General features: G+C 71.8%; 25 protein-coding genes. 9 read left to right on the forward strand and 16 right to left on the reverse strand.

Features of this window, described 5'->3' with window-relative positions:
• Nucleotides 1-48 precede the first annotated feature (48 nt).
• From EDF33_RS03935 to EDF33_RS03955, 5 genes are all read left to right on the forward strand, one after another.
• Nucleotides 49-1,629: an ABC transporter substrate-binding protein gene (locus EDF33_RS03935; protein ID WP_165918706.1), complete on the forward strand. Its 1,581-nt coding sequence runs from the start codon at nt 49-51 to the stop codon at nt 1,627-1,629.
• 93 nt (nt 1,630-1,722) lie between these two features.
• Nucleotides 1,723-2,784, forward strand: a complete 1,062-nt coding sequence (locus EDF33_RS03940; RefSeq protein ID WP_111086468.1) for an ABC transporter permease — start codon at nt 1,723-1,725, stop codon at nt 2,782-2,784.
• Nucleotides 2,777-4,519, forward strand: a complete 1,743-nt coding sequence (locus EDF33_RS03945; RefSeq protein ID WP_235035917.1) for a dipeptide/oligopeptide/nickel ABC transporter permease/ATP-binding protein — start codon at nt 2,777-2,779, stop codon at nt 4,517-4,519. Before EDF33_RS03940 ends, EDF33_RS03945 begins: the two co-directional genes overlap by 8 nt.
• On the forward strand, nt 4,516-5,334 hold the full coding sequence (locus EDF33_RS03950) for an ATP-binding cassette domain-containing protein (RefSeq protein ID WP_243692343.1): 819 nt from the start codon (nt 4,516-4,518) through the stop codon (nt 5,332-5,334). Before EDF33_RS03945 ends, EDF33_RS03950 begins: the two co-directional genes overlap by 4 nt.
• A gap of 19 nt (nt 5,335-5,353) precedes the next feature.
• The gene (locus tag EDF33_RS03955) at nt 5,354-6,631 is read left to right on the forward strand and encodes an amidohydrolase family protein (RefSeq protein ID WP_132099334.1); all 1,278 of its coding nucleotides are present in this window, start codon (nt 5,354-5,356) and stop codon (nt 6,629-6,631) included.
• Between the two features lie 30 nt (nt 6,632-6,661).
• On the opposite strand, the gene EDF33_RS03960 is transcribed toward EDF33_RS03955, so the two are convergent.
• Together EDF33_RS03960 and EDF33_RS03965 are read right to left on the reverse strand one after the other, a co-directional pair.
• On the reverse strand, nt 6,662-7,348 hold the full coding sequence (locus EDF33_RS03960) for an alpha/beta hydrolase (RefSeq protein WP_132099335.1): 687 nt from the start codon (nt 7,346-7,348) through the stop codon (nt 6,662-6,664).
• Nucleotides 7,345-7,995 carry a cyclase family protein gene (locus tag EDF33_RS03965; RefSeq protein ID WP_131844886.1) on the reverse strand — a complete coding sequence of 217 codons (651 nt, stop codon included), beginning with the start codon at nt 7,993-7,995 and terminating at the stop codon, nt 7,345-7,347. The genes EDF33_RS03960 and EDF33_RS03965 overlap by 4 nt, the downstream gene beginning before the upstream one ends.
• Nucleotides 7,996-8,072: 77 nt before the next feature.
• On the opposite strand from EDF33_RS03965, the gene EDF33_RS03970 reads away from it, so the two are divergent.
• Nucleotides 8,073-8,882: an N-acyl homoserine lactonase family protein gene (locus tag EDF33_RS03970; protein WP_132099336.1), complete on the forward strand. Its 810-nt coding sequence runs from the start codon at nt 8,073-8,075 to the stop codon at nt 8,880-8,882.
• 42 nt (nt 8,883-8,924) lie between these two features.
• Here EDF33_RS03970 and EDF33_RS20365 read toward each other — a convergent pair whose 3' ends face one another.
• From EDF33_RS20365 to ppk2, 3 genes are all read right to left on the reverse strand, one after another.
• On the reverse strand, nt 8,925-9,440 hold the full coding sequence (locus EDF33_RS20365) for a DUF6611 family protein (protein ID WP_207906624.1): 516 nt from the start codon (nt 9,438-9,440) through the stop codon (nt 8,925-8,927).
• Nucleotides 9,437-9,973, reverse strand: coding sequence for a hypothetical protein (locus EDF33_RS20370; RefSeq protein WP_207906625.1), 537 nt, complete (start codon nt 9,971-9,973; stop codon nt 9,437-9,439). Before EDF33_RS20370 ends, EDF33_RS20365 begins: the two co-directional genes overlap by 4 nt.
• An 86-nt stretch (nt 9,974-10,059) precedes the next feature.
• The gene (gene ppk2 / locus EDF33_RS03980; protein WP_243692344.1) at nt 10,060-10,968 is read right to left on the reverse strand and encodes a polyphosphate kinase 2; all 909 of its coding nucleotides are present in this window, start codon (nt 10,966-10,968) and stop codon (nt 10,060-10,062) included.
• Between the two features lie 159 nt (nt 10,969-11,127).
• Here ppk2 and EDF33_RS03985 point away from each other — a divergent pair, with 159 nt between their 5' ends.
• Nucleotides 11,128-12,129, forward strand: coding sequence for an aldo/keto reductase (locus EDF33_RS03985; protein WP_131844884.1), 1,002 nt, complete (start codon nt 11,128-11,130; stop codon nt 12,127-12,129).
• Nucleotides 12,130-12,220: 91 nt separating this feature from the next.
• On the opposite strand, the gene msrA is transcribed toward EDF33_RS03985, so the two are convergent.
• From msrA to EDF33_RS04000, 3 genes are all read right to left on the reverse strand, one after another.
• Nucleotides 12,221-12,742 (reverse strand): peptide-methionine (S)-S-oxide reductase MsrA, encoded by a 522-nt coding sequence (msrA, locus tag EDF33_RS03990; protein ID WP_111086459.1) that lies wholly within the window; start codon nt 12,740-12,742, stop codon nt 12,221-12,223.
• A 99-nt stretch (nt 12,743-12,841) separates the two neighbouring features.
• Nucleotides 12,842-13,663 (reverse strand): aldo/keto reductase, encoded by an 822-nt coding sequence (locus tag EDF33_RS03995; RefSeq protein WP_132099338.1) that lies wholly within the window; start codon nt 13,661-13,663, stop codon nt 12,842-12,844.
• A 141-nt stretch (nt 13,664-13,804) separates the two neighbouring features.
• Nucleotides 13,805-14,263, reverse strand: a complete 459-nt coding sequence (locus EDF33_RS04000; protein ID WP_111086495.1) for a DUF4383 domain-containing protein — start codon at nt 14,261-14,263, stop codon at nt 13,805-13,807.
• 177 nt (nt 14,264-14,440) lie between these two features.
• Here EDF33_RS04000 and EDF33_RS04005 point away from each other — a divergent pair, with 177 nt between their 5' ends.
• The gene (locus EDF33_RS04005; protein WP_132099339.1) at nt 14,441-14,797 is read left to right on the forward strand and encodes a VOC family protein; all 357 of its coding nucleotides are present in this window, start codon (nt 14,441-14,443) and stop codon (nt 14,795-14,797) included.
• Between the two features lie 79 nt (nt 14,798-14,876).
• Here the strand turns inward: EDF33_RS04005 and EDF33_RS04010 are convergent, their stop codons facing one another.
• From EDF33_RS04010 to aztB, 4 genes are read right to left on the reverse strand one after another with little or no spacing between them, the layout of a single operon-like run.
• Nucleotides 14,877-16,055, reverse strand: a complete 1,179-nt coding sequence (locus EDF33_RS04010) for a hypothetical protein (RefSeq protein WP_132099340.1) — start codon at nt 16,053-16,055, stop codon at nt 14,877-14,879.
• 26 nt (nt 16,056-16,081) lie between these two features.
• A complete protein-coding gene (locus tag EDF33_RS04015; protein ID WP_132099341.1) occupies nt 16,082-17,011 on the reverse strand; it encodes a metal ABC transporter substrate-binding protein in 930 nt (309 codons plus the stop codon).
• Nucleotides 17,008-18,243: an ABC transporter gene (locus EDF33_RS04020; RefSeq protein ID WP_132099342.1), complete on the reverse strand. Its 1,236-nt coding sequence runs from the start codon at nt 18,241-18,243 to the stop codon at nt 17,008-17,010. The genes EDF33_RS04015 and EDF33_RS04020 overlap by 4 nt, the downstream gene beginning before the upstream one ends.
• On the reverse strand, nt 18,240-19,118 hold the full coding sequence (aztB, locus tag EDF33_RS04025; RefSeq protein WP_132099343.1) for a zinc ABC transporter permease AztB: 879 nt from the start codon (nt 19,116-19,118) through the stop codon (nt 18,240-18,242). Before aztB ends, EDF33_RS04020 begins: the two co-directional genes overlap by 4 nt.
• Before the next feature lie 50 nt (nt 19,119-19,168).
• On the opposite strand from aztB, the gene aztA reads away from it, so the two are divergent.
• Nucleotides 19,169-19,801: a zinc ABC transporter ATP-binding protein AztA gene (gene aztA, locus EDF33_RS04030; protein WP_243692345.1), complete on the forward strand. Its 633-nt coding sequence runs from the start codon at nt 19,169-19,171 to the stop codon at nt 19,799-19,801.
• A 15-nt stretch (nt 19,802-19,816) separates the two neighbouring features.
• Here aztA and EDF33_RS04035 read toward each other — a convergent pair whose 3' ends face one another.
• The 4 genes from EDF33_RS04035 to EDF33_RS04050 all read right to left on the reverse strand — a co-directional run bounded on the left by EDF33_RS04035 (nt 19,817) and on the right by EDF33_RS04050 (nt 24,256).
• Nucleotides 19,817-21,058: an MFS transporter gene (locus tag EDF33_RS04035; RefSeq protein ID WP_123339170.1), complete on the reverse strand. Its 1,242-nt coding sequence runs from the start codon at nt 21,056-21,058 to the stop codon at nt 19,817-19,819.
• A gap of 49 nt (nt 21,059-21,107) precedes the next feature.
• Nucleotides 21,108-22,136: a Gfo/Idh/MocA family oxidoreductase gene (locus EDF33_RS04040; protein ID WP_243692346.1), complete on the reverse strand. Its 1,029-nt coding sequence runs from the start codon at nt 22,134-22,136 to the stop codon at nt 21,108-21,110.
• A complete protein-coding gene (locus EDF33_RS04045; RefSeq protein ID WP_131844879.1) occupies nt 22,133-23,152 on the reverse strand; it encodes a Gfo/Idh/MocA family oxidoreductase in 1,020 nt (339 codons plus the stop codon). The genes EDF33_RS04040 and EDF33_RS04045 overlap by 4 nt, the downstream gene beginning before the upstream one ends.
• Before the next feature lie 81 nt (nt 23,153-23,233).
• The gene (locus EDF33_RS04050) at nt 23,234-24,256 is read right to left on the reverse strand and encodes a LacI family DNA-binding transcriptional regulator (RefSeq protein ID WP_131844878.1); all 1,023 of its coding nucleotides are present in this window, start codon (nt 24,254-24,256) and stop codon (nt 23,234-23,236) included.
• Nucleotides 24,257-24,440 lie beyond the last annotated feature (184 nt).

Consider the following 24,440-nt stretch of genomic DNA (forward strand, 5'->3'; position numbering starts at 1 on the left):
GGGACTGACTCCCTGGCATCACCCCGAATCCCACTGGAGGACAGCACCATGGTGAGGAAGCGCATCCTCGTCGGCGTCGCGTTGGCGACCGCCGTCGGACTCTCCCTGAGCGCGTGCACCGCGTCCGGCTCCGCTGACGGCGGCGACAGCTCGTCGAGCACCGACACGATCAACGCAGAGCTCTGGTACGCCCCGGCCACCTTCGACCCCGCGAAGGCCTCGGCCAGCTCGGACGTCGAGGTCGCACGACTCGGCTTCGACACCCTGCTCCGGCAGGGCGAGGGCGACGACGGCGGCTACATCGGCGGGCTCGCGACGAAGTGGGACGCCGAGTCGGCATCGAAGTACGAGTTCACGATCCGCGACGGCGCCACGTGCTCCGACGGCACCGAGATCACGCCGACGGTCGTCGAGAAGTCCTTCGAGTACCTGGTCGGCCTCGACGACTCGGGTGCGCAGACCTGGAAGAACCAGGCCTTCGGCTCGGGTGACCCGAAGTTCACCGCCGACGACGCCGCCGGCACGCTGACGATCTCGCTCAGCGAGCCGTACTCGCAGCTGCTCGGCGGCCTGACCCGCCCCGGTACCGGGATCATCTGCCCGGCCGGTCTCGCCGACACGAAGGGCCTCGCGGCCGGCACCGTCGACGGCGCCTGGTCCGGCCCGTACACGCTCGCGAAGTCCTCGGCCGGCAAGAGCGTCTCCTACGCGCTGCGGTCCGACTACGACGCCTGGCCGGCGTGGAAGACAGTCACCGGTGAGCCGGCCAAGACGATCAACCTGACCGTGCAGGGCGACTCGAACACGAGCGCCAACCTGCTGCAGTCCGGCGGTGTCGACGTCGCACGCTTCTACGACTCGAACGCCGAGCGCTTCAGCGGCGACGACTACTCCACCGTGCAGTTCGCCAGCTCGGCCTACAACCTCGTGTTCAACGAGGCAGAGGGCTCCGGCTCGGTGTTCGCCGACGACCAGCCGCTCCGTGCCGCGGTCGCCCAGGCGATCGACACGAAGGGGTTCAACAACGCCGGTCTCGACGGACTCGGGGTCGAGCAGAACACGGTGAACGCGGCGAGCTACCGCTGCGCGGTGGACGACTCGTCGCTCGTGCAGTCCTACGACGCGAAGGCCGCGACGAAGGAGCTCACGGGCAAGACGATCCGCCTGCTCATCATGTCGAACTGGGACCCCGCCGCCGACTTCCTGGCGGAGTCGCTGCGGAACGCCGGTGCGACCGTGAAGGTCTCGGCACCGGACCCTGCCGACTGGACCAAGCAGATGCGCACCGAGCCCAAGACCTGGGACGTCGCCGTGGCGGCCGAGGACGCGCAGACCGGGCTGATCAACACCTCGATCGCGCGCTACGTCGGACCGACCTACGCCGAGGGCGGCACGAACGTGTCCTCGAGCGACAACCCCGAGGGACTCGCGGCCTACCAAGCGGCGATGGCCACGTCGGACGCCGACCAGCAGTGCGAGGACTTCGCCACCGCGCAGAAGTCGATCCTCGAGCGTGTCGACATGACCCCGCTCATCACGGACACGCACCGGTACGTCGCCCGCAAGGGCTTCGAGACCCACGTGTTCTCGGGCTACTGGGACGTCTCCGCGATGCGGATCGTCTCCTGATCGCCTGACCGAACGAGCACCACGCACCACGCACCACGCAACGAGCACCACCGCACCACCCCAGCCCGGACCGGAGCACCAGGAGGACCCGCGATGAGCACCACCACCGTCGACCATCTCCCCGTGCCCGGTCCGGGCACCCCCGGGTCTCCGGGAACCCCGACCGCCGCCGCACCCCGGGCCGCGAGCCTCGGTGGCGCATGGCGCCGCTTCCTGCTCCGCCGTGCCGTCGGACTCGTCATCAACCTGGCGCTGCTCGTCCTCGTGACGTTCCTCATCGTGCAGCTCATCCCCGGCGACCCGGCAACGGCCATCGCCGGCGACACCGCGACGCTCGCCCAGGTCGAGCTCGTCCGGCACCAACTCGGTCTCGACCAGCCGATCCCCGTCCAGCTGTGGCACTACGTCGCCGGCGTCGTGCAGGGCGACTTCGGTGACTCGTACAAGTACCGCGCACCGGCGATGGACATCGTCATGACGGCCGTGCCGTACACGCTGACGATCACGATCGCCGCGGTCCTGCTGCTGCTCGTCCTCGGACTCGCACTCGGCATGACCGTCGGTGTCCTCACCCGCGGCGACCGGCACCGCTGGCTCGACGTCTCGTTCTCGGCGGTCACCGGCCTGATCTCGTCGATCCCCACGTACGTGCTCGCCACCGGGTTCGTCGTCGTCTTCGCGGTCCTGCTGCACGTGCTGCCGCCCGCGTACTCGCCGGCCTACGACTTCGGCGCGGCGGCGGTCCTGCCGATCGCCTCGCTCACCGTGGGCGGCACGTGCTCGGTGGCCCGCATCGTCCGCCGTGAGACCGCCGTCATCCTCGAGCAGGACTACATGCGCACCGCCCGCGGGTGGCGGCTGCCGGCGCTGTCGATCTACGCCAAGCACATGCTGCCGAACCTGCTCACCACCGCACTGACGCTGTCCGGGATCATCCTGACGGCCCTGCTCGGCTCGGCACTCATCACCGAGGCGGTCTTCGCGTGGCCGGGCCTGGGCGGCGTCATCGTGCAGGCGATCGCGGTGGACAAGGACTACCCCGTGATCCGCGCCGCGGTCTTCGTGATCGGGCTCATCTCGCTCGTGATCACCCTGGTCATCGACATCATCCTGGGTCTCATCGACCCGCGCACCCTCGGGGAGAAGCGTGGCTGACACCATCACCGCCGTCCAGGCGGCCTCGACCGACCCGGCATCGCGTCCCCGCACCTTCGCGTGGAACGGCGGGCTGATCGTCGGCTTGGCGATGTTCGGGCTGATCCTGATCGTGGCGGTCGTCGCACCGTTCGTGTTCGGCGCCCAGGCCACGGGCATCGGCGGTACCTCTGGGCTGGGGTCCACCGCCGAGCACCCGCTCGGTACCGACACCCTCGGCCGCGACATGCTCGCGCGCACCCTGGTCGCCACCCGGGCCACGGTCCTGATGGCGCTCGCCGCCACGGCCCTGTCCGCGATCGTGGGCATCGCGCTCGGTATCGGCGTCTGGCTCGCCCCCCGCCGGGTGCGCGAGCTCGGGCTGCGCGGGATCGAGTTCGCGGTCAGCTACCCGACGATGCTCGTCGCGATCATCGTCGCCGCGATCCTCGGGCAGGGCATGGTGCAGGTCGTCGTGGCCATCGCCGTCGCGAACATCGCCGGCTTCGCCCGTCTGACCGCCAACCTGGCGGCGAAGATCTCCACCAGCGAGTACGTCACCACCGCACGCCTGATGGGGGTCCCGGCGCACCGGGTCGCCATGCGGCACGTCCTGCCGAACATGGCCGAGCCGACGCTGATCCTGATCGCCGGTGCCTTCTCCGGCTCGCTCGTCGAGATCTCCGGACTGTCCTTCATCGGCCTCGGCGCGCAGACCCCCGCGTTCGACTGGGGAACCCTGCTCAACGACGGGTTGGACCGGATCGTCGTGAACCCCGTCGTCATCGTCGGCCCCGCGGTCGCGCTGACCTTCGCCTCCCTCGCCGCCCTGCTCGTCGGGGACGGACTGGCCGCTGCCGCGAACCCGCGGTCGAACACCACGCGGTCCCGCACCACCCGCGCGACCGGCCCGTCGACGCTCGCGGTCGAGGACGACGCCGTGCTCGTCGCGGACGGCATCTCGGTGCAGCACGCCGCCAGTGGACGCGCCCTGGTCAAGGACGTTTCGTTCACCATCCGGCGGGGCGAGGTGCTCGGAATCGTCGGCGAGTCCGGTTCGGGCAAGTCGTTGACGGCCTCGCTCGTCGCCAAGCTGCTGGGCGAGGGGCTCGAGGGCTCCGCGCGGCGGCTCGAACTCGGCGGCGTCGACCTGCTCGGTCGTGTGCCGGACCGCGTGCTCGCATCCCGCATCGGCCTGGTCTACCAGGACCCGGGCACCGCGCTGAACCCGGCCATGGTGCTCGGCATCCAGTTGTCCGACGTGCTGCGGATGCGGCTGCGACACAGCCGACGGGACGCGATCCGACTCCTGACGCAGGGCTTCCGCGCCGTGATGCTCACCGATCCCGAGGGTCGACTGCGCCAGTACCCGCACCAGCTCTCCGGCGGCATGAAGCAGCGCGCGATGATCGCGTCGGCGATGAGCACGAAGCCCGACCTGCTCATCGCGGACGAACCGACCACCGCCCTCGACGTCACCGTCCAGCGTGAGGTGCTGACGGTGCTGAAGCGGATGAACGAGGACTCCGGCACCGCCGTGCTGTTCATCTCCCACGACCTCGGCGTCGTGCGAGCACTGTGCGACCGGGTCCTGGTGATGCGGAACGGCGAGATCGTCGAGCGCATCGACGACGTCGCCGGGCTCTCCCCGGACACCGTCGACCACCCGTACACGAAGCAGCTCCTGGCGGCCACTCCGGTCGTGACGGTGCCCACGGAGTCCACGCGCACCGAGCAGGCGGAGGCACACGCATGACCGACACCACGACGACGCGCGAACGCCGCGTAACCGACACCGGCACGGCCCCCATGATCGACGTCCGCGCCCTCGACGTCGCGTTCGGCTCGACGACCGTCCTGCACGGCGTCGACCTCCGCCTCGAGCGAGGTCGCACCGTCGGCGTCGTCGGCGAGTCCGGCTCGGGCAAGTCCACCCTCGCCAAGGTCCTGGTCGGCACCGTGAAGCCCGCCTCGGGCAGCGCCGCGGTGGACGGCGTCGACCTGACCGCGGCCGACCGGTCGACCCTGCGCGGGTACCGCCGTCGGATCCAGATGATCCCGCAGGACCCGTACTCGTCGCTCTCGCCGCGACGGACCGTCGAGCAGACCCTGGCCGAGGCGATCGACCCCGTCCGCCCCCGGGTCGCCACCCACGAGGACCGCATCGGCGGCTGGCTCGAGCGGGTCGGGCTGTCACGGGACATGATGCACCGCTACCCGCACGAGTTCTCCGGCGGGCAACGGCAGCGCATCGCCATCGCCCGCGGCCTCGTCATCGACCCGCACCTGGTCATCGCCGACGAGATCACCTCGGCGCTCGACGTCTCGGTGCAGGCGCAGATCCTGGAGCTGCTCGCCGACATCAAGGAGTCCCTCGGCCTGACGATGATGTTCATCTCGCACAACCTGGCGGTCGTGCAGCGTGTGAGCGACGAGGTCGTCGTGCTGTACCAGGGTGAGGTCGTCGAGGCCGGTCCGGTCGAGCAGATCTACGCCGATCCGCAGCACTGGTACACGCGTCGTCTCCTCGACGCGGACCCCGGTTCCGCCCGTTTCAGCCTGGCCGGCTGACCGACCCGGAAGGCCCGCTGTGGCGGCACGACTCCCGACGACCCCGCACGCCGACGGCGTGCTCCGACTGGTCGGCGCGACCCTGGTCGACGGCACGGGTGCGCCGCCCCGCGCCGACGCCGAGGTGGAGCTGCGTGACGGCGACGTCACCTACGTCGGTCCACGGCGCGCCCCGGCTGCGGACGTGCCGACGGTCGACCTGTCCGGCCGGTGGCTGCTGCCCGGCTTCGTCGACGCGCACGTGCACCTCAGCATGGTGCCGACGACGCCCGAGGAGCAGCGGGCACGGTTCCCGGAGGAGCACGTGCTCGAGGTCGCCGAGGTGCTCCGGAGCACCCTGCACGCCGGCGTCACGACCGCGCGGGACCTGGACGGGCTGACCCCCGGCTACCGCGACGCCGTCGCCCGGGGCACGGTCGTCGGTCCGCGCCTGCACCTCGCGATCGCCATGCTCTCGCCGACCGGTGGCCACGCCGACCCGGTCCGGCCGAACGGGTCGCTGCCGGCCTGGGCCGTCCGGCCGGGCATGCCAGCGCCGGGCGTCGTCGACACCGACGAGGACGTCGTGCGGACGGTCCGCTCGCTGCTCCGCACCGGCGCCGACGCGATCAAGGTCTCCACGTCCGGTGGGGTCGGTTCGCCGACCGACGACCCGGACGACGTCGGCATCACCGAGGACCAGGTGCGGCTCGTCGTCCACCTGGTCGGCGAACGCGGCGGCCGCCCGGTCACCGCCCACGCGCTCACCGACGCCGCGGCCCGTGCCGCCGTGCTCGGCGGAGCCGCCAGCATCGAACACGGCTACGACCTGCACGACGACACCATCGCGCTCATGGTCGAACGCGGCACGGTGCTCGTCCCCACCCTCAGCACGCTCCTGCGCGAACTCGACCCGTCCACCGCCTCTGCGGAACGCCTCGCACAGCGCGCGGCACTGCACGCTCGCGGCCTCGACAGCGTGCGACGTGCCGTCGCCGCCGGCGTGCCCGTCGCGCTCGGCACCGACGCGGGTGTGCACCCGCACGGTCGGAACCTCGCCGAGCTCGCCCGCCTCGTGCAGGTCGGGCTCTCGCCGCTCGACGCGATCACGGCCGGCACGCTGCAGGGTGCCCGGCTGCTCGGTCTGGAGGCCCGGCTCGGCTCCGTCGAGCCCGGCAAGTCCGGTGACCTGGTCGTCTCGGGCGTCGACCCGCTCGCCGACGTCGGCGCGCTGGCCGACGCTGCCAGCGTGCGCGCGGTCCTGCAGGCGGGTCGTGTGGTCAAGGACCTGGACGGACTGGTGACCACGGCCTCCTGACCGTGGCACCACCCGCGCAGCCGACGGTGGTCAGCGCAGCGCGGCCACCGCGCGCTCGATGACGGCGACGACCCGGTCCGGAGCGGCGTGCGCGACCGCGTGGCTCGTGTCGACCTCGTCGACCACTGCACCCATCCGGGCGACGAAGTCGCGCTGGATCGCGGGCAGCAGGTGCCGGTCGCTCGTGGCGACCAGGTACCAGCTCGGGCGGGTCCGCCACGCGGGCTCGCCGGTGGGCTGCTGGAACGCGGCGTCGGCGGTGACCCGCCCCTCGGCACGTGCGGCGAGCAGCACGTCCTCCGGGACGTCCCAGGCGAGCGCCAGCCGCGACTCCTCGTCGTCCTGTGCGATCCACTCGCCGGCCGGGCCGCGGTGCATGTACTGCGAGACGAGAGCGGGTTCCCGGGTCTCGACGATCCCGGAGACCGACTCGCCCGCGTCCGGGGCGAAGGCCGCGACGTAGACCAGTCCGACGACGCGGTCGTGCGTGCCCGCGTTCGTGATTACGGCGCCGCCGTAGGAGTGGCCGACGAGCAGGACCGGGCCGTCGATGCCGTTGACCAGGGCGCGGACCGAGGCCTCGTCGTCGCGGAGCGAGGTCATCGCGTTGTCGGCGAGCGTGTACGGGATGCGGCGGTCGCGCAGGAGCTGGGCGACGGACGACCAGGTGGACGGCGAACCGCCGGCACCGTGGACCAGGACCACGTGGACGCTCATGCGTGGGTCGCCACGGCGAGGGGGAGCAGGACGGTCGGAGCGGGAGCGGCCTCGCGCCCCGCGAACGGCACCGGCTGGCAGACCATCAGGTAGTCGCCGGGCTCGACCTCGGACAGGTCCGCGTTCTCGAGGATCACGACGCCGGCGCCGCACAGGGCGACGTGTGTCGGCCACGCCTCGGTGTGCGCCGGGGCCTCCATCGTCATGTAGTCGATGCCGGCGAACCGGACCCCGCGGTCGACCAGCCACTGCGCGCCGCTCGGGCCGAGGCCGACCCACGTCTCCGACCGCTCGTTCCGGGTCAGCGCGTCGGTCGAGTTGCGCGTGCGGAACAGCACGCGCTCGGCGCCGGCCGCACCCGCCTCCTCGAGGTCGTCGGCGGTGATCTCCTCGACGACGTGTCGCAGGTCGAGGACGCGGACCGGGCCGACCACGCTCTCGAGCGCGATCTCGTCGACGGTCGTCGCACCGGGCACGAAGTGCGACGGCGCGTCGACGTGCGTGCCCGTGTGCGCACCGATCAGCCAGCGGGAGACGTCCGACGGGTACCCGTCCGCGATCTCCTCGACCATCTCGAAGGTGGGGCGCCGGCCCCAGTGCAGCATCTCGGGGGAGATGGGGATGTTGATGTCGATCGCGTCGGTCATGGCGTCCTCCCGGAACTCCGGCACAATGGATTCGGATTGGCACAAATTGTATCCAATCAAGCCGGAGGTGCAAGGGCATGGCGAAGACGTTCGACGGGGCGGTGTGGACCGGAGCCGCACTCGGGGGCCGGCCACGCGGGCTCGTGCCGCTCGTGCTCGGGTGGGAACCGATCCCCGAGTCGATCTCCCTGCGAGGCGGCGATCCCGCACGCTTCCTGCTCGAACCCGTCACCGCCGCGGCCGTCGTCTTCGACCACGGCTGGGTGCTCCTCGACGGTGGGTTCAACGTCGACCGCGTGCGCGACCCCGAGGAGCGGGCCGCGCACTACGAGTACGAGAGCTACACGGCGGTCGTACCGCCCGGCGACGCGCTCGCCGAGGGGGTCGCGGCTGCGGGACTGGCCTGGGACGACCTGGCGCTCTGCGCTATCTCGCACGTGCACCTCGACCACACGGGCGGCCTGCGGCTCGTCCCACCGGGCACCCCGGTCGCGCTGCAGCGACGGGAGTGGGACTGGTTGCGGAGCGGCATCGGCCGGCGGGAGACGGTCGTCGTCGACGACGTGCTCGACGCCGACGTCCGGGTGTTCCTGCTCGACGGGGACACGGAACTGGCACCCGGCCTGACTGCACTCGACACCCGCGGACACACGCCGGGGCACCAGTCGTTCCGCGTCGACCTGCCGGATCGGACCGTGGTGCTCGCGTGCGACGCCGCCGACCTCGAGCGGAACCTCACCGAGCGGACTCCGTGTGGGTGGGTGGGGAGGGCCGGGGGCGAGGTCGAGGCGCAGCGTTCGATCAACCGGCTGGCGGACCTGGCCGCCGAGCCCGGCGTCGAGGTCTGGCCCGGGCACGACCCCGAGTGGGCGGCGTGGCGGCGCTGAGCCTGCGGGTCCGAGCCAGCGGGGCACCGTGCTCGCAATGGGTCACCCTGCCCGCGGTGGTTGCTCCGGCAGTGCGGCCCACACATCCGCCCAGATGAGCTCGAAGTCGACGGGCGCGAGCCGATGCGCCCGCACGGCCCGCTCCAGGATCGAGAGCGCGTCGAGCGACCCGGCGAGGAGCCGCTCGTCGCCGTACACCTCCGGCCGACCGTTGCCCAGGAACGTGGTCACGGTGATCGAGCGCACCCGTGGCCGCAGTCGTCTGGTGGCCCGCGCGAGCACCGCGAACCCCGCGGCGTACAGCGCGAGTCCGACGGGCATGCCCGCCGCCGGTACCGAGACCGCGACGACCACGACCACGAGCGCGGTGAACGCCCCGGCGGCGGGCCAGACGTGCCACGCTCGGAGCAGCAGGCGTTCACTCCTGCTGGTCCCGGGCGGGAACACGACGAGCGTCCGCGAGGCCCACAACGTGCGCCCCACCGGCCGGATCGTGTACCGGCCCCACAGGTGCGGCCCGTCGACCAGGCGGTCGCGGACGGCCGTCGCCGTGGTCACCGCTCCACCGGCAGGAGCTGGGCGCGGACGGGGACGACGTCGCGGTGCCGGACGGTCGTCAGGCAGGGGAAGCAGACCAGGTCGCCATCGCGGACGTCGGCCGGCAGCGGAGCCGGGAGGCGGTGGAACGGACCGTCGGCCTGACCGTCACATCGGGACACGACGTACATCGTGGCGAGGGGAGCGATGCTCCGGCGTCCGATCAGGCGCACCTGGTCGAGCACGGCGCAGGTTGGCAGGACCGCGTCCAGTTCCAGGACCACCACCCCGGTGCGCGGCCGTCGGACCCGGGTGACCGACGCGACCGCGACGCTGACGTCACGAGGGGTCCAGCCGCGGGGGCGGTAGCGCGGCGGCGACTGCTCCGCGGTGTGCACGCTCGGGGTGCCGGTCAGGTCGGCGAGCCGGACCATCGAGATCGCGGCGACCACCAGGTCGTCGGTGGTCGCCACGGTGTGGGCCGGCCACAGGACCGGGTCCATCGGATCCGGCAGGGACGCACGGAGCGTCGGCATGATCGCTGTCAGTGTCACACCGGACACGTTCCCGCGCGGACGGGCAAGGGGGAAGGTGCCCTGACGGAACCCCTACGCCCGAGCGCCGACTCCTGACGGTCCGCTCACTCGATGTCGACGTCCCGCTTGCCGCGCCGCACGATGAGCGGGTCCGGCTTGCCGATCACGTCAACCGCCTTGTCCGGGTAGTCGAACTGCGTCAGGAAGTACCGCATCGCGTTGAGTCGGGCGCGCTTCTTGTCGTTCGACCGCACGATGGTCCACGGCGCGTACCGCTTGTCGGTGCGCGTGAACATCGCCATCTTCGCCTCGGTGTAGTCCTCCCAGCGGTCGAGGGACAGCAGGTCGATGTCGGACAGCTTCCACCGGCGCACGGGGTCGAGCTGCCGCATCGCGAACCGGGTGCGCTGCTCGCGGCGGGTGACCGAGAACCAGAACTTCGTCAGGTGGATGCCGGAGTCGACGAGCATCCGCTCGAACTGCGGCACCTGGGTCATGAACGACTCGTACTCGGCGTCGTCGCAGAACCCCATGACCCGCTCGACGCCGGCGCGGTTGTACCAGGAGCGGTCGAACAGGACCATCTCGCCGGCCGACGGCAGGTGCTGCACGTAGCGCTGGAAGTACCACTCACCGCGTTCCCGTTCGCTCGGCTTGCTGAGCGCCACCACGCGCGAGGTGCGGGGGTTCAGGTGCTCCGTGAACCGCTTGATGGTGCCGCCCTTCCCCGCGGCGTCACGCCCCTCGAACAGCACGACGACCTTCTGGCCGGTGTCCTCGAGCCAGTACTGGCACTTCAGGAGCTCGATCTGCAGCTGGTACTTCGCGAACTCGTACTCCTCGCGCGGCAGCCGCTCGTCGTACGGGTAGTCGTCGCGCCACGTCAGGACGGGGTTGCCGTGCGGGTCGATGAGGTCCGGGTCAGCGGTGTGCCCGTCGGCGACGCTGTAGCCCTCGGTCCGGAGCTGCTCGATGTACTCCCGGAGTGGTTGCGAGTACGGCGCTGTGTCCACGGTGTCTCCTCTGCCCGCCGATCGGTCGGCTGGTCCCATCCTGTCCTGTGTGACCCGACAACTGCCCAACCGGACGTGTCCCTCAGGTGACCAAGCGGCTGCGTGACCCGAAGCGGTAGCGTTCTCGATGGCCTGTCCCCGACCCCGGATCGAGCAACGATGCCTGACGTCCACCTGCCTGCCGCCGACCGCTACGAGCAGCTCCCGTACCAGCGCGTGGGGAGGAGCGGCCTCATGCTGCCGCGCATCTCCCTCGGCCTGTGGAACAACTTCGGCGCCGACCGCGCACTCGCCACGCAGCGCGACATCGTGCTGCACGCCTTCGACCGCGGGATCACCCACTTCGACCTGGCGAACAACTACGGTCCGCCTCCCGGGTCGGCCGAGGAGCAGTTCGGCCGCATCCTCGAGTCGGACCTGCGTCCGTACCGTGACGAGATCGTGGTGTCGACGAAGGCCGGCTACGACATGTGGCCAGGCCCGTACGGTGACCGGGGATCGCGCAAGTACATGCTCGCGTCGCTCGACCAGTCGCTCGGGCGCCTCGGGCTCGACTACGTCGACGTGTTCTACTCGCACCGTCCGGACCCCGAGACCCCGATCGAGGAGACGGTCAGCGCGCTCGTGACCGCGGTCCGTTCGGGCAAGGCGCTCTACGCGGGCATCTCGAACTACGACCCGGCGCAGACCGCTGCGGCAGCCGAGGCGCTCGCCGCCGAGAACATGCACCTGCTCATCCACCAGCCGCGCTACAACATGTTCGACCGGGTCCCCGAGGACGGGCTCTTCGACGAGCTCACGCGTCTCGGCACCGGTGCGATCGTGTTCTCGCCGCTGGCCGGTGGGCTGCTGACGGACCGGTACCTGGACGGATCGGTTCCGGTGGGGTCGCGTGCAGCCGAGGGCCGCTGGTTCGGCGCGGACCGCATCGACGACGAGTACCTGACCACGGCGCGAGCGCTCAACGACATCGCTGCGGCCCGCGGGCAGACGCTCGCGCAGCTCGCGATCACGTGGGTGCTCCGGCAGCCGGCAGTCACGTCGGCGCTGGTCGGGGCATCGAGCGTCCGTCAGCTGGACGGCACGCTCGACTCGCTCGCGGGTGCCCCGCTCACCGACGAGGAGCTCGCGGCGATCGACGCACTGGTGCCGCGCGGCTGACGCACGCCGGATGCAGTGGGCGTGACCCAAGAGCAGACGGGAGGCACGGTGCCAGCTGGCACCGTGCCTCCCGTCGCGTGATCTGTCGCTTCTAGACCGCCGCGGTCGCCTCGTCGCGGTGCGGGAGCTTCCACCCCGGGCGCACGAAGTGGCACGTGTACCCGGCCGGGTACTTCTCGAGGTAGTCCTGGTGCTCCTCTTCGGCCTGCCAGAAGTCACCAGCGGGCTCGACCTCGGTGACGACCTTGCCGGGCCAGATGCCCGACGCGTCGACATCCGCGATGGTGTCCCGCGCGACCTGCTCCTGCTCGGGCGACGTGAAGAAGATCGCCGAACGGTAGGCGCGGCCGACGTCGTTGCCCTGGCGGTCCTTCGTCGACGGGTCGTGGATCTGGAAGAAGAACTCGAGCAGGTCGCGGTACGAGATCACCGACGGATCGAAGACGATCTCGACCGCCTCGGCGTGGTCACCGTGGTTGCGGTACGTCGCGTTCGGGGTGTCGCCACCCGAGTAGCCGACGCGGGTGCTGATGATGCCGGGTCGGCGGCGGAGGAGCTGCTGCGCTCCCCAGAAGCAGCCGCCGGCGAGGATGGCGGTTTCGGTGGTGGTCATGGTGGCCTCCTGAGGTCGTCGTGCCGCTGGCTGCGGCACCGTGTGGTGCAACCGGCGACGGGGCTGCGGTGTTCCCGCGTCGGCCGATGTCGGGCCGCGTCAGTTCGTGGTGTCCTCGAGTGCGTCGAGCGCGGCCACGTCCTCGGCGGCGAGCACGAAGTCGACGTCGGCGTTCGCGGCGATGCGCGACGGGGTCGTGGACTTCGGCAGCGGCAGGACGTCCTTCTCGAGCAGGTAGCGGATCGCGACCTGGGCGACGGACTTGTCGTACTTCGCCGCGATCTCGGCGATCTGCGTGTTCTCGAGCAGGCCGCCGGTGGCGAGCGGCGAGTAGCCCTCGGTGAGGATGTCGTGCTCGCGGTCGAACGCGGTGGTCTCGTCCTGGGTGTTGCCGATGAACCAGCGGATCTGGTTGGCGTGCGGGACGACGTCGGTGCGGCCGAGCAGGTCCTCGAGGTCGGCGACGGCGAAGTTCGAGACACCGATCGAGCGGGTCCGGCCGGCGTCGTAGACCTCTTCCAGGACCTTCCACACCTCGACGTTGCCGTCGCGGTGGTCGGAGCCGATGGCGTCCCAGGGCCACGGTGCGTGCACGAGGTACAGGTCGATGACGCCGACGTCGAGGTTGCGGCTCGAGGTCTCGAAGGCCTCGCGGGCGCCGTCGGCGGTCTTGATCTCGGCGGGCAGCTTCGTGGTGACGAAGACCTCGTCGCGGGGGACGCCGCTGTCGCGGATGGCTTGGCCGACGCTGGCCTCGTTGCCGTAGGCCAGGGCGGTGTCGATGTGACGGTAGCCGGCGTCCAGGGCGGTGGTCGTGGCGGCGTAGGCGTCGTCGCCGGACGGGATCTGCCAGGTGCCGAAGCCGATCTTCGGGATGTGCAGGCCGTTGGACAGGGTGAACGTGTCGGTGAGAGCGGACATGCGACGGACAGTACGCCGCGGGTTGGTGGGCGTGTGGAGCGCCGCCGCCGCGCACCGCGCCCCTGTACGGCCATCGCGCCCCGACTCACGTGGGCGCGATGCCCGCCTGGGGGCGCGAACGCGTCAGGCGACGGTCGACTGTCAGCGCGTGCGCGCGCCGATGCGCGGCAGCACGAAGCCGAGGACGATCATCGCCACGGCGAGGAACGCGTGCAGGACGTTGTCCGCGCTGTTCAGGGGGACGAAGTTCGCGGGGTCCGCCATGCCGGCCGTGAACAGGCCGTAGACGAACAGGACCGCGTAGACGATGCCGCCGACGATCAGGTACAGGCGAGCGCCCGACGCCGAACGGGCTGCGATGAGTCCGACGATGCCGAAGAGCAGGTGCACGATGTTGTGCAGGACCGACACCTGGAACAGGCCCAGGAGCAGGGCCATGGAGCCGTGACCGGCCATCGACATCGAGCCCATGTCCATCGTGAGCCCGGGGATGAAGCCGGCGATGCCGACGATCAGGAAGACGACACCGAAGAGGAGCGCACCCTTCTGGGTCCACGTCGAGCCGGTGCGGTTGCGAGCGGTTGCTGCGTTGCTGGTCATGGTGAGACCTCTCTTGTCGAGCGCGCTACGGATGTTGCGCACAGGGTATTCGGGGCCGATGCGCAGTCGGATTGCAGGGGGCATCCGATTTCCGAACGTGCGGGTGTCCGCTGAACCGGCCCGCATGCCCCGCTGCCTACGCTCCGCCGTACGGCAACACCGACGGAAGGCAGCACCATGGCAAGCGGAGTCGCAGCGGTATGGGTCCCGGTCACCGACATGCAGCGGGCGGTCGCGTTCTACCGCGACACCCTCGGACTGACGGTCACGGACGAGTCCGACGACTGGAGCGAGATCGACGCGAACGGTTTGATGATCGGGCTGAACGGCCGTGAGTCGGCGAGTCCGTCGGGCGGAGGGGGAGCGGTCATCACGTTCCAGCCGGACGGGTCGATCGAGGACGAGTTGGCCAGCATCCGCGAGCGTGGTGCGGACGTGCAGGGCGAGATCAGCGAGCACCCGTGGGGCAAGATCGTCCCGTTCAAGGACAGCGAGGGCAACGACCTGCAGTTCTACGCGCCGCCGCAGGGCTGACGCGGTCCCAGGACGGACGGGAGGCCCGTGGCGGTGTCGCCACGGGCCTCCCGTCCGTCATACGGTCCCGTCGAGAGCGCTACGCGACCGCGATCTCGTTGGGCACGCCCGGCAGTGCGTCGCTGGAGGCGACGACCTTCCCGGTGGTCAGGTCCACGGCGTGGACCTTCCGCTCGGCGGGGTCGGTGACGTAGGCGATGTCGCCGGCGACCTTCACGGCGGGGTGGGCGTCCTGCCACTCGGCCGGACCCTCCCACGCGTCGATCACGGGGAACGAGTCGAGCTGCTCCCCGTTGGTCTCGTCGAAGGTGTGCAGGGCGCCGTCGTCACCGAGGACGACGGCCTCGTCACCGGGTCCGCGCGCGAGGTCGCGGAACGTGAAGCCGACCCCGTCGGGCATGTCCGCGACGGTGTACTTCCCCGAGGCCGCGTCGATCAGGGCGATCTGGTCGAGCAGGTAGCCCTCGCTGTCCGGGTCGTCGTTGTAGTCACCGACCGCGACCGACGACGTGTCCGTGGTGAACAGGTTGCCGGTGCGGCCGTACTCGGTCGGGGCGTCGAGCTTCTCGAACGCGCCGTCGGCGTAGACGAGCGCGCCGTCGGTGCAGCCGAAGACCGCGACCTCGTCCTGGACCGCACCTTCGCCGTGCACGTCCGGGCACGATTCGGAGCGGGTGAGTTCCTCGCCGTCGGCGTCCAGGGCTCGGACGCCACTCCGGCTCTCCTCGGTGCCGATGGTGGTCAGGAGCGTGCCGTCCTCGAGCTCGATCGCGACGCCGTGGTGCGCCGCCTCGGACTCGGTGGTCCGGGCGTCGGGCGGGGCGTCGCCGTCGAGGTCGGTGTTGTCGAAGGTCGTCACGTCGCCGGTTCCGTCGGCGAACAGGGCGGTGCGGTCGCCGTGCACGACGGCGTGCCCACCGGTGTCGGCCGGGAAGACCTCGTCGGTGAGGGCCGGGTCCGCTGCGGTGTCGAGCACCCGGAAGCCCTCGGGCACCGTGACGAGCACGTGGCGGCCGTCGCCGGCGGGGTTCACGCGGGTGAAGCCGTCGACGGCGTCGTCGGCCACGACCTGCAGGTCCTGGTCGAGCACGAGCAGGCCGCCGTCGTAGGTCAGCGTGATGCGGGTGCTGTCCGCCTTCGGGGTCGAGGTGCTCTCGGCGTCGGCGGCGTTCGTGGCGCACCCGGTCAGGGCCAGGGCAACGGTGCCGAGCAGCGCGGCCGGCAGTGCTGCGGCGCGGAGGGTCTTGGTTCTGGTCATGGGCATCACTGTACTGATTCTCATTCTCATCTAGAAATCGGAGCCGTCAGGCCGTCGACGATCGAGTCGGTGTTCGAGCGCATCATCCCGAGGTAGGTCGACGCAGCGCCGTCCTCGGTCAGGGACTCGGTCGCCAGCGAGCGGATCGACACCTGCACGTCGACCTCGTCCGCCAGGACCTCGGCCAGGCGTGCGGGTTGGGAGGCGTCGGCGAAGATCGTCGGGACGCCCGCGTGCTCGATCGCGTCCGCCAGGTCACGCAGGTCGGTGGCGCTCGGGGACGCCAGGGTCGTGCCGCTCGGGATCACGGCACCCACCACCCGGAACCCGTAGCGGTCGGCGAGGTAGCCGAACACGTGGTGGTTCGTCACCAGGGCCCTGCGATCGGCGGGGATGGTGTCGAACGCGGCGGTCATGTCGTCGTCGAGGGCATCGAGCCGGTCGGTGTAGGCCTCGGTGCCGGGAGCGTCGATGCCGACGGCGTCCAGCTCGTCGTCGAGGGCCTCGACCACGTCGACCATGCGCGCGGGGTCCGTCCAGAAGTGCGGGTCCGGGCCGCTGTCGTCGTCGGTGGTCCACTCCAGGGCGCCGATCGCGTCTCCGGCGGTGAAGACGGGTACGCCGTCGTCGCCCGCGGCGCGGACGTGGTGGGCCACCCCTTCCTCGAGCCCGAGGCCGTTCTCGACCACCAGGTCGGCGCTCCGGAGTCGCGCCGCCTGCTGCGCGGACACCTCGAACGAGTGCGGGTCGCCGCCAGGGGGCATGAGCACCATGACGTCCACGCCGTCGCCGACGACCTCGGTCACGACGTCGCCCAGGATGTTCGTCGTCACGGCGACGAGTGGACGGTCCGACCCGGCGGCGGTGCAGCCGGCTGTCGTGACGGCAACGGCTGTGACGACGAGGGCCACTGCCACCGCCCGCGCGGTGCGCCCGACCGGCGTGGTTCCGCTCACAGTCCCACCTCGGCGAACGCGACGGGCGCGAACGGGAGCTCGATGGTCCGGGCCACGCGGGCGCCGTCCGCGAAGTCGATCTCGTGCACGACGGCGGCCGTGGGGTCGGCCACGTAGGCGCGCTGCGCGTCGAGCTGGAGCAGCGGCGCGGTGTCGGTGTCGGTGTCGCTGTCGACCAGGGGGTCGGTCGTCGCGACCTTCCCGGTCGAGGCGGTCACCACGACCACCCGACCGGCGTCGTCGACCCCGACCGCGTGCTCGTCCTGGTCGTCGACGGCGACCACCGCACGCAGCGGCCGTTCGGTCGGCACGTGCTGCCAGGAGCCCTGTCGGACGTCGAGCAACCAGAAGCCGGTGTCGCCCGCGAGTCCGGCGACCGTGGGGCGGCCGGCCCGCGCGGCGAAGGCGGTCGGACGCTCGGCGTCGTCCGGCAGCGCGACGAACGAGGTCGCGCCGGCATCGTCGACGACGACCGCCCCGTCGGCGCAGCCCACCACGGCGCCGGCGCGGGTGACGATCCCACCAGCGGGGTCGGTACAGGCCTGTCCGGCGCTGGTCGACCCGGTCGGCTCGGTCGACCCGGTCTGCTCTCCGTCGGTGTCGAGGACGCGGACGGTGTCACCCGCGGCGGCCACCAGGTGCTCGCCGAGCGGCAGCAGCACGGTCGCGTCGAGTCGTGCGGTCTCGTCGAGCTCGCCCTGCCCGAGTGCCGCGCGGTCGAGCACCACCGCCTCGCCGCGCTCCGGCCAGGCGATCGTGGTCATCGTCTCCGACGAGTGCACCTGGACCGGACCGCCGCCCTCGAGCGTCCCGACGACGCGCGGCTCGGCGACGTAGTAGTGCGTGTGGTCGCCGTGGTCGACGGTCCAGGAGCCCCCGTCGACGACCGTGGTGCGGTCGCCGTCGCTCGTCACCAGGAACCGACCGTCGGTCGCGGAGTGCTCGGCTGCGCCGACGCGGTCCAGGTCGGTGGTCTCGCCGGTGAGCAGGTCGCGCAACGCTGTCTCGCCGGTCGCGGAGACGGCCAGGAGGCCCAGCTGGGGTTCCTGGGACTCGGTCGCGCCCGCCACCCAGCCGTGCGGGGCCGCGGTCGCTCTGGCGTCGTCGACCGGCGGTGTCGACGCGGTGGAGCACGCAGTGGCCGTCAGCGCGAGGCCGGTCGTCAGGCCCAGGGCTCCCAGGAGTCGCGGGAGTCGTGTGCGTGGGCGGTCGGTGGTCGGGTCGTGGTTCATGGTGCCTCTCGTGCTGGTGCTCGGACGGGGTGTTCGACGGGCCTGGTGGTCGCGCGCGCGGTGATGCGTGCGACGGCTGCCAGCCCTCGGGACAGGGCGACCCCGGCGACGGCGACGGCCGCGATGCTCGCGCCGGCGGCGGTTCCGGCGTGCCACGAGACGAGCAGGCCGACCAGGACGGCGACGACACCGAGCACCGCGCCGAGGAGCATCGTCGAGGCGACGTGCTTCGTCCAGGCGCGGGCCGCGGCGGCGGGCGCGAGCAGCAGCCCGACGACCAGCAGGGTGCCGACGGCACGGTACGAGGCGACGACGGCGAGCGTGACCAGTCCGATGAGGACCACCTCGGCGAGGCGGGGGTGCAGGCCGAGCGTCGCGGCCTTGCGGACGTCGAAGGCCAGTGCTGTGAACGGTCGGTGGAACACGGCGGCGACGAGCAGGGCGACGGCGACCGCGATCGCCAGGCCGCCGAGGTCGGCGCGGGTGACGGCCAGCACGTCGCCGAACAGGATCGCGGTGACGTCGGTGGCGAAGGACCGCGATGCCGAGACGATGATGACCCCGAGCGCGAGCATCCCGACGAAGAGCAGCCCGATCGAGGTGTCGTAGGACAGGCCACCGCGCCGTCGCAGCGCCCCGACGCCGAACACCATCACCCCGGCACTCACGGCGGCGCCGAGCACTGCGGGCACGCCGGTGAGCGCTGCGATCGCGACGCCGGGCAGCATGCCGTGCGACAGCGCCTCGCCCAGGAACGCCATCCCGCGCACGAGCACCCACGTGCCGACGACGGCGCACAGCACCGCGGCCAGGGCGCCACCGGTCAGGGCACGCACCATGAAGTCGACGGTGAAGGGGTCGGTCAGCCAGGTCACGATCCGAGACGCTACATGAAAACGACTATCGATACTGATAGCGTGTTCAGGTGCCAGCGACCGATCCGATGCCCGCCGTCCGCCTCGAGCAGGTGACCGCCCTGCGCGGGGAGCGGACCGTCCTCGACGGCCTCGACGCGACCTTCCCGGCCGGCCGGGTCACCGCGCTGACCGGACCCAACGGATCCGGCAAGTCGACGCTGCTCGACGTGGTGGCTGGCGTGCTGCGGCCGACCGCCGGGCGCATCACGGGCCTCCCGTCCGACGGCGTCGCCCACGTGAGCCAGTCCGTCCCGCCGACCACGCTCCCGCTCACCGTTCGCGCGACCGTCGCGATGGGGCGGTGGCGTCACCGGGCCTGGTGGCGACCGCTCGGACGCGACGACAGCGCCGTCGTCGACGCGCAGCTCGAGCGGATGGCGATCGCGGACCTGGCCGACCGCCCGCTCGACGCGTTGTCCGGCGGCCAGCGGCAGCGCACGCTCGTGGCACTCGGGCTGGCGCAGCGGGCGCGGGTGCTGCTCGTCGACGAACCGACGGCCGGCGTCGACGCGGCGTCCGCGGCGCTCGTGGTGGCGGCGCTCGCCGCCGAGGCTGCCGACGGCGTGGTGGTCGTGCACGCCGCACACGATCCGGTGGCGATCGCCGCAGCCGACGCCGTGGTCACCCTCCCCGCGCTCTGACGGCGCGGGCGGCGGTCAGGGGCAGGCGACGGCGACGGAACCCGTCGAGGTCGTCACCGGAACGGGTGCCGGAGCCTCGTCGGCGACCGGCGCTGCGCTCGAGCGGCGCAGCCCGAGGGAGACGAGCACGATCGCGCCCACGACGGCGACCCCTCCGGACAACCAGAAGTCCGCGGCGAGTCCGAACGACGACACCGCTGCGCCGCCGAGCACCGACCCCGCGGCGATCGCGAGCTGGATGGTCGTGACGAACAGCGCGAGCCCGGTCTCGGACCCGGCGGGCGAGGCCGTGGACATCCACGTCTGCATGCCGAGCGGCAACGCGCCCCAGACCAGCCCCCACACCACGAGCAGCACGAACACCCCGACGACGGAGTGCGCGAGCAGGGGGAGCAGGACCACGGCGACCGCGAGGGCGACCTTCGACACGCTGATCGTCCCGAGCACGCTCCGTCCCAGGGTGAAGCCGGCGGCGAAGTTCCCGACGATCCCCGCGACGCCGAACACCAGGAGCGCGAGCGTGACGGTGTCCGGGCCGACCCCGACCAGGTCCTGCAGGTACGGCGCGATGTACGTGTACGCGGCGAACTGTGCGGCGAACAGGAACGCGGCGGCGATCAGACCGACACGGGCACGGGGGACGCGGAGCAGCGAGCCGAGCGTCGCGAACCGGACCTGCTGCTGCGCGGGGATGCGCGGCAGCATCGCGAGCTGCAGGACGAGCGCGACCAGACCGAGCACACCGCCGATGACGAACGCGAGCCGCCAGGTGGCGAGCGACGACACGAGGGCGCCGAGCGGCAGGCTCACGACCGTCGCGACCGAGACGCCCGCGGTGATGAGCGAGGTCGCCCGGATCGTGGCGGCCGGCCGGACCAGTCGACCAGCGATGCCGGCGCCGATCGCCCAGAACCCGCCGATGCCGACGCCCAGGAGCATGCGCGCCACGAGCAGCACACCGAACGAGGGCGCGATCGCCGCGAGCCCGTCGGCCACGACGAGCAGCACGGTCAGCGAGACGAGCACGACACGGCGGTCCACGCGCGAGGTCAGGACCGTGACGACCGGCGCCGCGACGGCACCGACCAGCCCGGTGGCGACGACCATGAGCCCGGCCGTGCCGATCCCGACGTCGAGGTCGGCGGCGATGGCGGGCAGGAGTCCGATCGGCAGGAACTCGGAGAGCACGAGGACGAAGGATCCGAGTGCGACGGACGTGACACCGAGCCACCCGCGGCGCTCTGCTGACGAGGTCATGGGTTCGTCAAGCAGTGCCGGTCGCGGGCCATTCCCGCGTGTCGTGTCGCTACTCGGCGGGTACCGGCACGGTGCGGCCCGACACCACCGACTCCTGCGCCGCGAGCACGATCGACAGGGTCCGCAGCCCGACGTGCACGTCCGGCTGCGGCTGCACGCCCGCCCGGACGGCGTCGACGAACGTCCGGAGCATCGCGGCATCGGGGTCGGCGCCGTAACGGGACTCGATCGGCAGCCCGGTCTCCGCGACGATCCCGCGAGCAGCCGCCCCGAAGAAGTCGAGCGACACCGTGCCGCCCGTCCCGGCGACGTCGAGCGTCAGTCCACCCCACACCGCCGAGGTGTCCGGCTTGTTCCACGAGCAGTCGATCGCGGCGACGACGCCGTTCGCGTACGTGATCGTGACGAGTCCGGCGGTCTCCGCCTGCGCCCGGGCCGCGTGCAGTGTGCGGTTCGCCACCGCGGTCACGGTGACGGGTGCCGACCCCATCAGGCCCTCGAGCAGGTCCGCGATGTGCACGACGTGGTCGACGATCGCGCCGCCGCCGGACAGTTCCGGCTCGGTGAACCACGACCGGGTCAGGGGGAGCATGCCGTTGTTCGCGCCGCGGACCGAGAAGAGCTGCCCGAGCGCCCCGGAGTCGTGCGCCGCGCGGAGCTTGTCGAACGCCGAGGTGAACCGCACCGGGAACGCCACCATGAGCATGACCCCCGCCGCCTCGACGGCGTCGCGGATCGCGAGGCCGTCCTCCCACGTGGTCGCGAGCGGCTTCTCGCACAGGACGTGCGCACCGGCGGCGGCCGCGGCCTCGACGAGTTCGCGGTGCCGGGCGTTCTCGCTCGTGACGACGACGGCGTCCGGGCCCCAGGCGAGCAGCTCGTCGTACGTCTCCGCGTAGTCGACCCCGAGCTCGTCGGCCAGGTCGCGGCCGCGGAGCTCGATGACGGTCTCGCCGGTGCTGACGCCGCCCGGATCGGCACCGCGGACCTCGACCCCCGGCATCGCGGTGAGGGCGGTGAGGTAGCCGATCGCATGGGTGTGGGCGAACGACATCACGGCGATCTTCAGAGCGGTCACGCGCGAGCTCCCGTCGTCAGGGACACCGGCTGCCCGGTGTCCATCGACTCGAGTGCCGCGTTCGCGATCCGGACCGCCTCGGCGCCGTCCGCCGCCGTCACCCGCGGAGCGGCACCGCCAGCGAACGCCCCGAGGAACTCGGCCAGCTCGAGCCCGTACGGGTCGTCGGCGGGGTCGACCTCGGGCAGGAAGCCGTCCGCGGCGTCGGGCACCGCGAGGTCGGCGACGTAGTCCTGTTCGTCGAGCGACCGGTGCGCCAGGCTGCCGCGCGTGCCCGTCACCGAGTACTCGGTCGAGAACGCGAGGTGCTGCGGTCCCCAGATCCCGGCGACGTGGCTGATCGCCCCGGACTCGTGCGTGAGCAGGACGTGTGCTGCCTCCACCGGCTCGGCCTCGGTGCCGGCACGGACGCCGACCGCCGACACCGTGGTGACGGGTCCGGCGACCCACCGCGCGATGTCGAGGTCGTGGATCATCTGGTCCATCACGATGCCGCCGGACAGTGCCCGGTCGGCGAACCACGCGGTGCGGATCGGGAAGGCCCCGGAGCGCACGAACCGCAGGACCGCCAGGTCGCCCAGGAGGCCCGTGGTGACGGCGTCGTGAAGGCGCACGTACGCGGGGAAGAAGCGCACCACGTGGGCCGGGAAGAGCTGTCGGCCGGCGTCCTGCGCACGGGCCACCAGGTCCGCGGCATCGGCGTCGGTCCGGGCGAGGGGCTTCTCCGACACGACGTCCTTGCCGGCGGCGAGTGCGGCCCGCACGACCTCGGCGTGGGCGAAGGTCGGCGTCACCACGTCCACGACGTCGACGGCCGCGAACAGGTCGTCGAGCGAGTCGACGACGGTGATCGACGACCCCACGGCGGCTGCAGCAGGGGCGAACGCCGCCGCGAGCTCCGGTGCACCGTCCTGCGCGTACACGACGACCGGGCCGAGGCGGAGCAGGCCGGGCATGTGCGCGTGGGCGATGCCGCCGGCGCCGACGAGGCCGATCCGGGGAGGGGTCGGGGGCATCGGGGCTCCTTCGCGGGGTGGACCGGTCGACGGTGACGGGGACCGGGCCATGCTACCGAGCCGCCGGTCGGAGGGTGGTGCTCAGGCGGACCCGCGCCAGACCACCTCGGTCGGCAGGATGAGTCCGTGCGGGCCCTCGTCGGCACCGGCGATCTGCGCGAGCACCTGCTGCGCCGCGCTCTCGCCGAGGGTGTGCGCGGGTTGTCGGACCGTCGACAGCGGCGGGTCGCAACGCAGTGCCCAGGCGCTGTCGTCGAAGCCGACGACGCCGACGTCACCGGGGACCGACCGGCCGCTGCGCTGCAGGACGTCCATCGCGCCGGCGGCCACGGCGTCCGAGGCGGCGAACACCCCGTCGAGGTCGGGGGCCCGGTCGAGGAGCTCACGCATGCCCTCGGTGCCGGCGGTGTAGCTGAACAGCGGGTTGCGGGCCACCAGCTCGGGGTCGAAGCGGTCGCCGAGCGCCGCGGTGAAGCCGGCCAGTCGGTCCTGCCCCGAGTCGCGGTCGAGCCCGGACGCGAGCATGCCGATCCGCTTTCGGCCGGTGGCGACCAGGCGCCGGGTGATCTGCTCGGCGGCCGCGCGGTTGTCGATGCCGATGTACGAGATGTTCGCGGCGTCGGACGGGTGGCCGACGAAGCACGCCGGCATGCCGATCTCCTCGATCGCCCGGGTGATCGGGTCGCCGTCGCGGGCGGACAGCACGATGGCACCGTCGACGAACCCGCCGCGCAGGTACTCGACGACGCGCTCGTTGTCGCGGGCCGAGTCGACCATGATCGTGACGAGCTGCTGGTCGGCCTGCGACAACACCGTGTTGGTGCCGATCAGGATGTTGCCGATGTTCGGGTCGTCGAGCACCTGGACCGACGGCTCGTGCACGATCAGGGCGATCGCTCCGGAGCGTCGGGTGACCAGGCTCCGGGCCGCCGCGCTGCGCACGTAGCCGACGCGCCGGACGGCTGCCCGCACGGCTTCGCGGGCTTCGGGCGACACGTACGGTTCGTCGTTCAGGACCCGTGAAACGGTGCCCCGGGAGAGTCCTGATTCGTCGGCGACGTCCTGGATCGTGGCGCGCTGGCGTGCGGTTCGGACCTCGGACATGCGGCAACCATATCCGTCCCACGACGGGCTCCAGCACGCGTCTTGTTGACAGCGGTCCGCTTCTGGTGTTCACTCTGGGAGCGCTCCCAGAACGATCCGAACCCGTTCGGTCCGGCTGGACTGGGAGCGCTCCCAGAACCTGGGAGACCTTCGCCGTCGAAGGGGTCGTCAACGACCGGAGCGG

This window comes from Curtobacterium sp. PhB146, from assembly GCF_004342995.1.
Classification (GTDB): Bacteria; Actinomycetota; Actinomycetes; order Actinomycetales; family Microbacteriaceae; genus Curtobacterium.

What these genes read in the sequence shown, in the direction of transcription:
- EDF33_RS03985 (WP_131844884.1), top strand. Translation starts at nt 11,128, where the DNA reads ATGCCTGACGTCCACCTGCCTGCCGCCGACCGCTACGAGCAGCTCCCG.
- EDF33_RS04000 (WP_111086495.1), bottom strand. Translation starts at nt 14,263, where the DNA reads ATGACCAGCAACGCAGCAACCGCTCGCAACCGCACCGGCTCGACGTGG.
- EDF33_RS04050 (WP_131844878.1), bottom strand. Translation starts at nt 24,256, where the DNA reads ATGTCCGAGGTCCGAACCGCACGCCAGCGCGCCACGATCCAGGACGTC.
- EDF33_RS03995 (WP_132099338.1), bottom strand. Translation starts at nt 13,663, where the DNA reads ATGTCCGCTCTCACCGACACGTTCACCCTGTCCAACGGCCTGCACATC.
- msrA (WP_111086459.1), bottom strand. Translation starts at nt 12,742, where the DNA reads ATGACCACCACCGAAACCGCCATCCTCGCCGGCGGCTGCTTCTGGGGA.
- EDF33_RS03965 (WP_131844886.1), bottom strand. Translation starts at nt 7,995, where the DNA reads ATGACCGACGCGATCGACATCAACATCCCCATCTCCCCCGAGATGCTG.
- EDF33_RS03970 (WP_132099336.1), top strand. Translation starts at nt 8,073, where the DNA reads ATGGCGAAGACGTTCGACGGGGCGGTGTGGACCGGAGCCGCACTCGGG.
- EDF33_RS03940 (WP_111086468.1), top strand. Translation starts at nt 1,723, where the DNA reads ATGAGCACCACCACCGTCGACCATCTCCCCGTGCCCGGTCCGGGCACC.
- EDF33_RS03960 (WP_132099335.1), bottom strand. Translation starts at nt 7,348, where the DNA reads ATGAGCGTCCACGTGGTCCTGGTCCACGGTGCCGGCGGTTCGCCGTCC.
- EDF33_RS04010 (WP_132099340.1), bottom strand. Translation starts at nt 16,055, where the DNA reads ATGACCAGAACCAAGACCCTCCGCGCCGCAGCACTGCCGGCCGCGCTG.
- EDF33_RS04035 (WP_123339170.1), bottom strand. Translation starts at nt 21,058, where the DNA reads ATGACCTCGTCAGCAGAGCGCCGCGGGTGGCTCGGTGTCACGTCCGTC.
- EDF33_RS03935 (WP_165918706.1), top strand. Translation starts at nt 49, where the DNA reads ATGGTGAGGAAGCGCATCCTCGTCGGCGTCGCGTTGGCGACCGCCGTC.
- EDF33_RS04045 (WP_131844879.1), bottom strand. Translation starts at nt 23,152, where the DNA reads ATGCCCCCGACCCCTCCCCGGATCGGCCTCGTCGGCGCCGGCGGCATC.
- EDF33_RS04020 (WP_132099342.1), bottom strand. Translation starts at nt 18,243, where the DNA reads ATGAACCACGACCCGACCACCGACCGCCCACGCACACGACTCCCGCGA.
- EDF33_RS04005 (WP_132099339.1), top strand. Translation starts at nt 14,441, where the DNA reads ATGGCAAGCGGAGTCGCAGCGGTATGGGTCCCGGTCACCGACATGCAG.
- EDF33_RS03950 (WP_243692343.1), top strand. Translation starts at nt 4,516, where the DNA reads ATGACCGACACCACGACGACGCGCGAACGCCGCGTAACCGACACCGGC.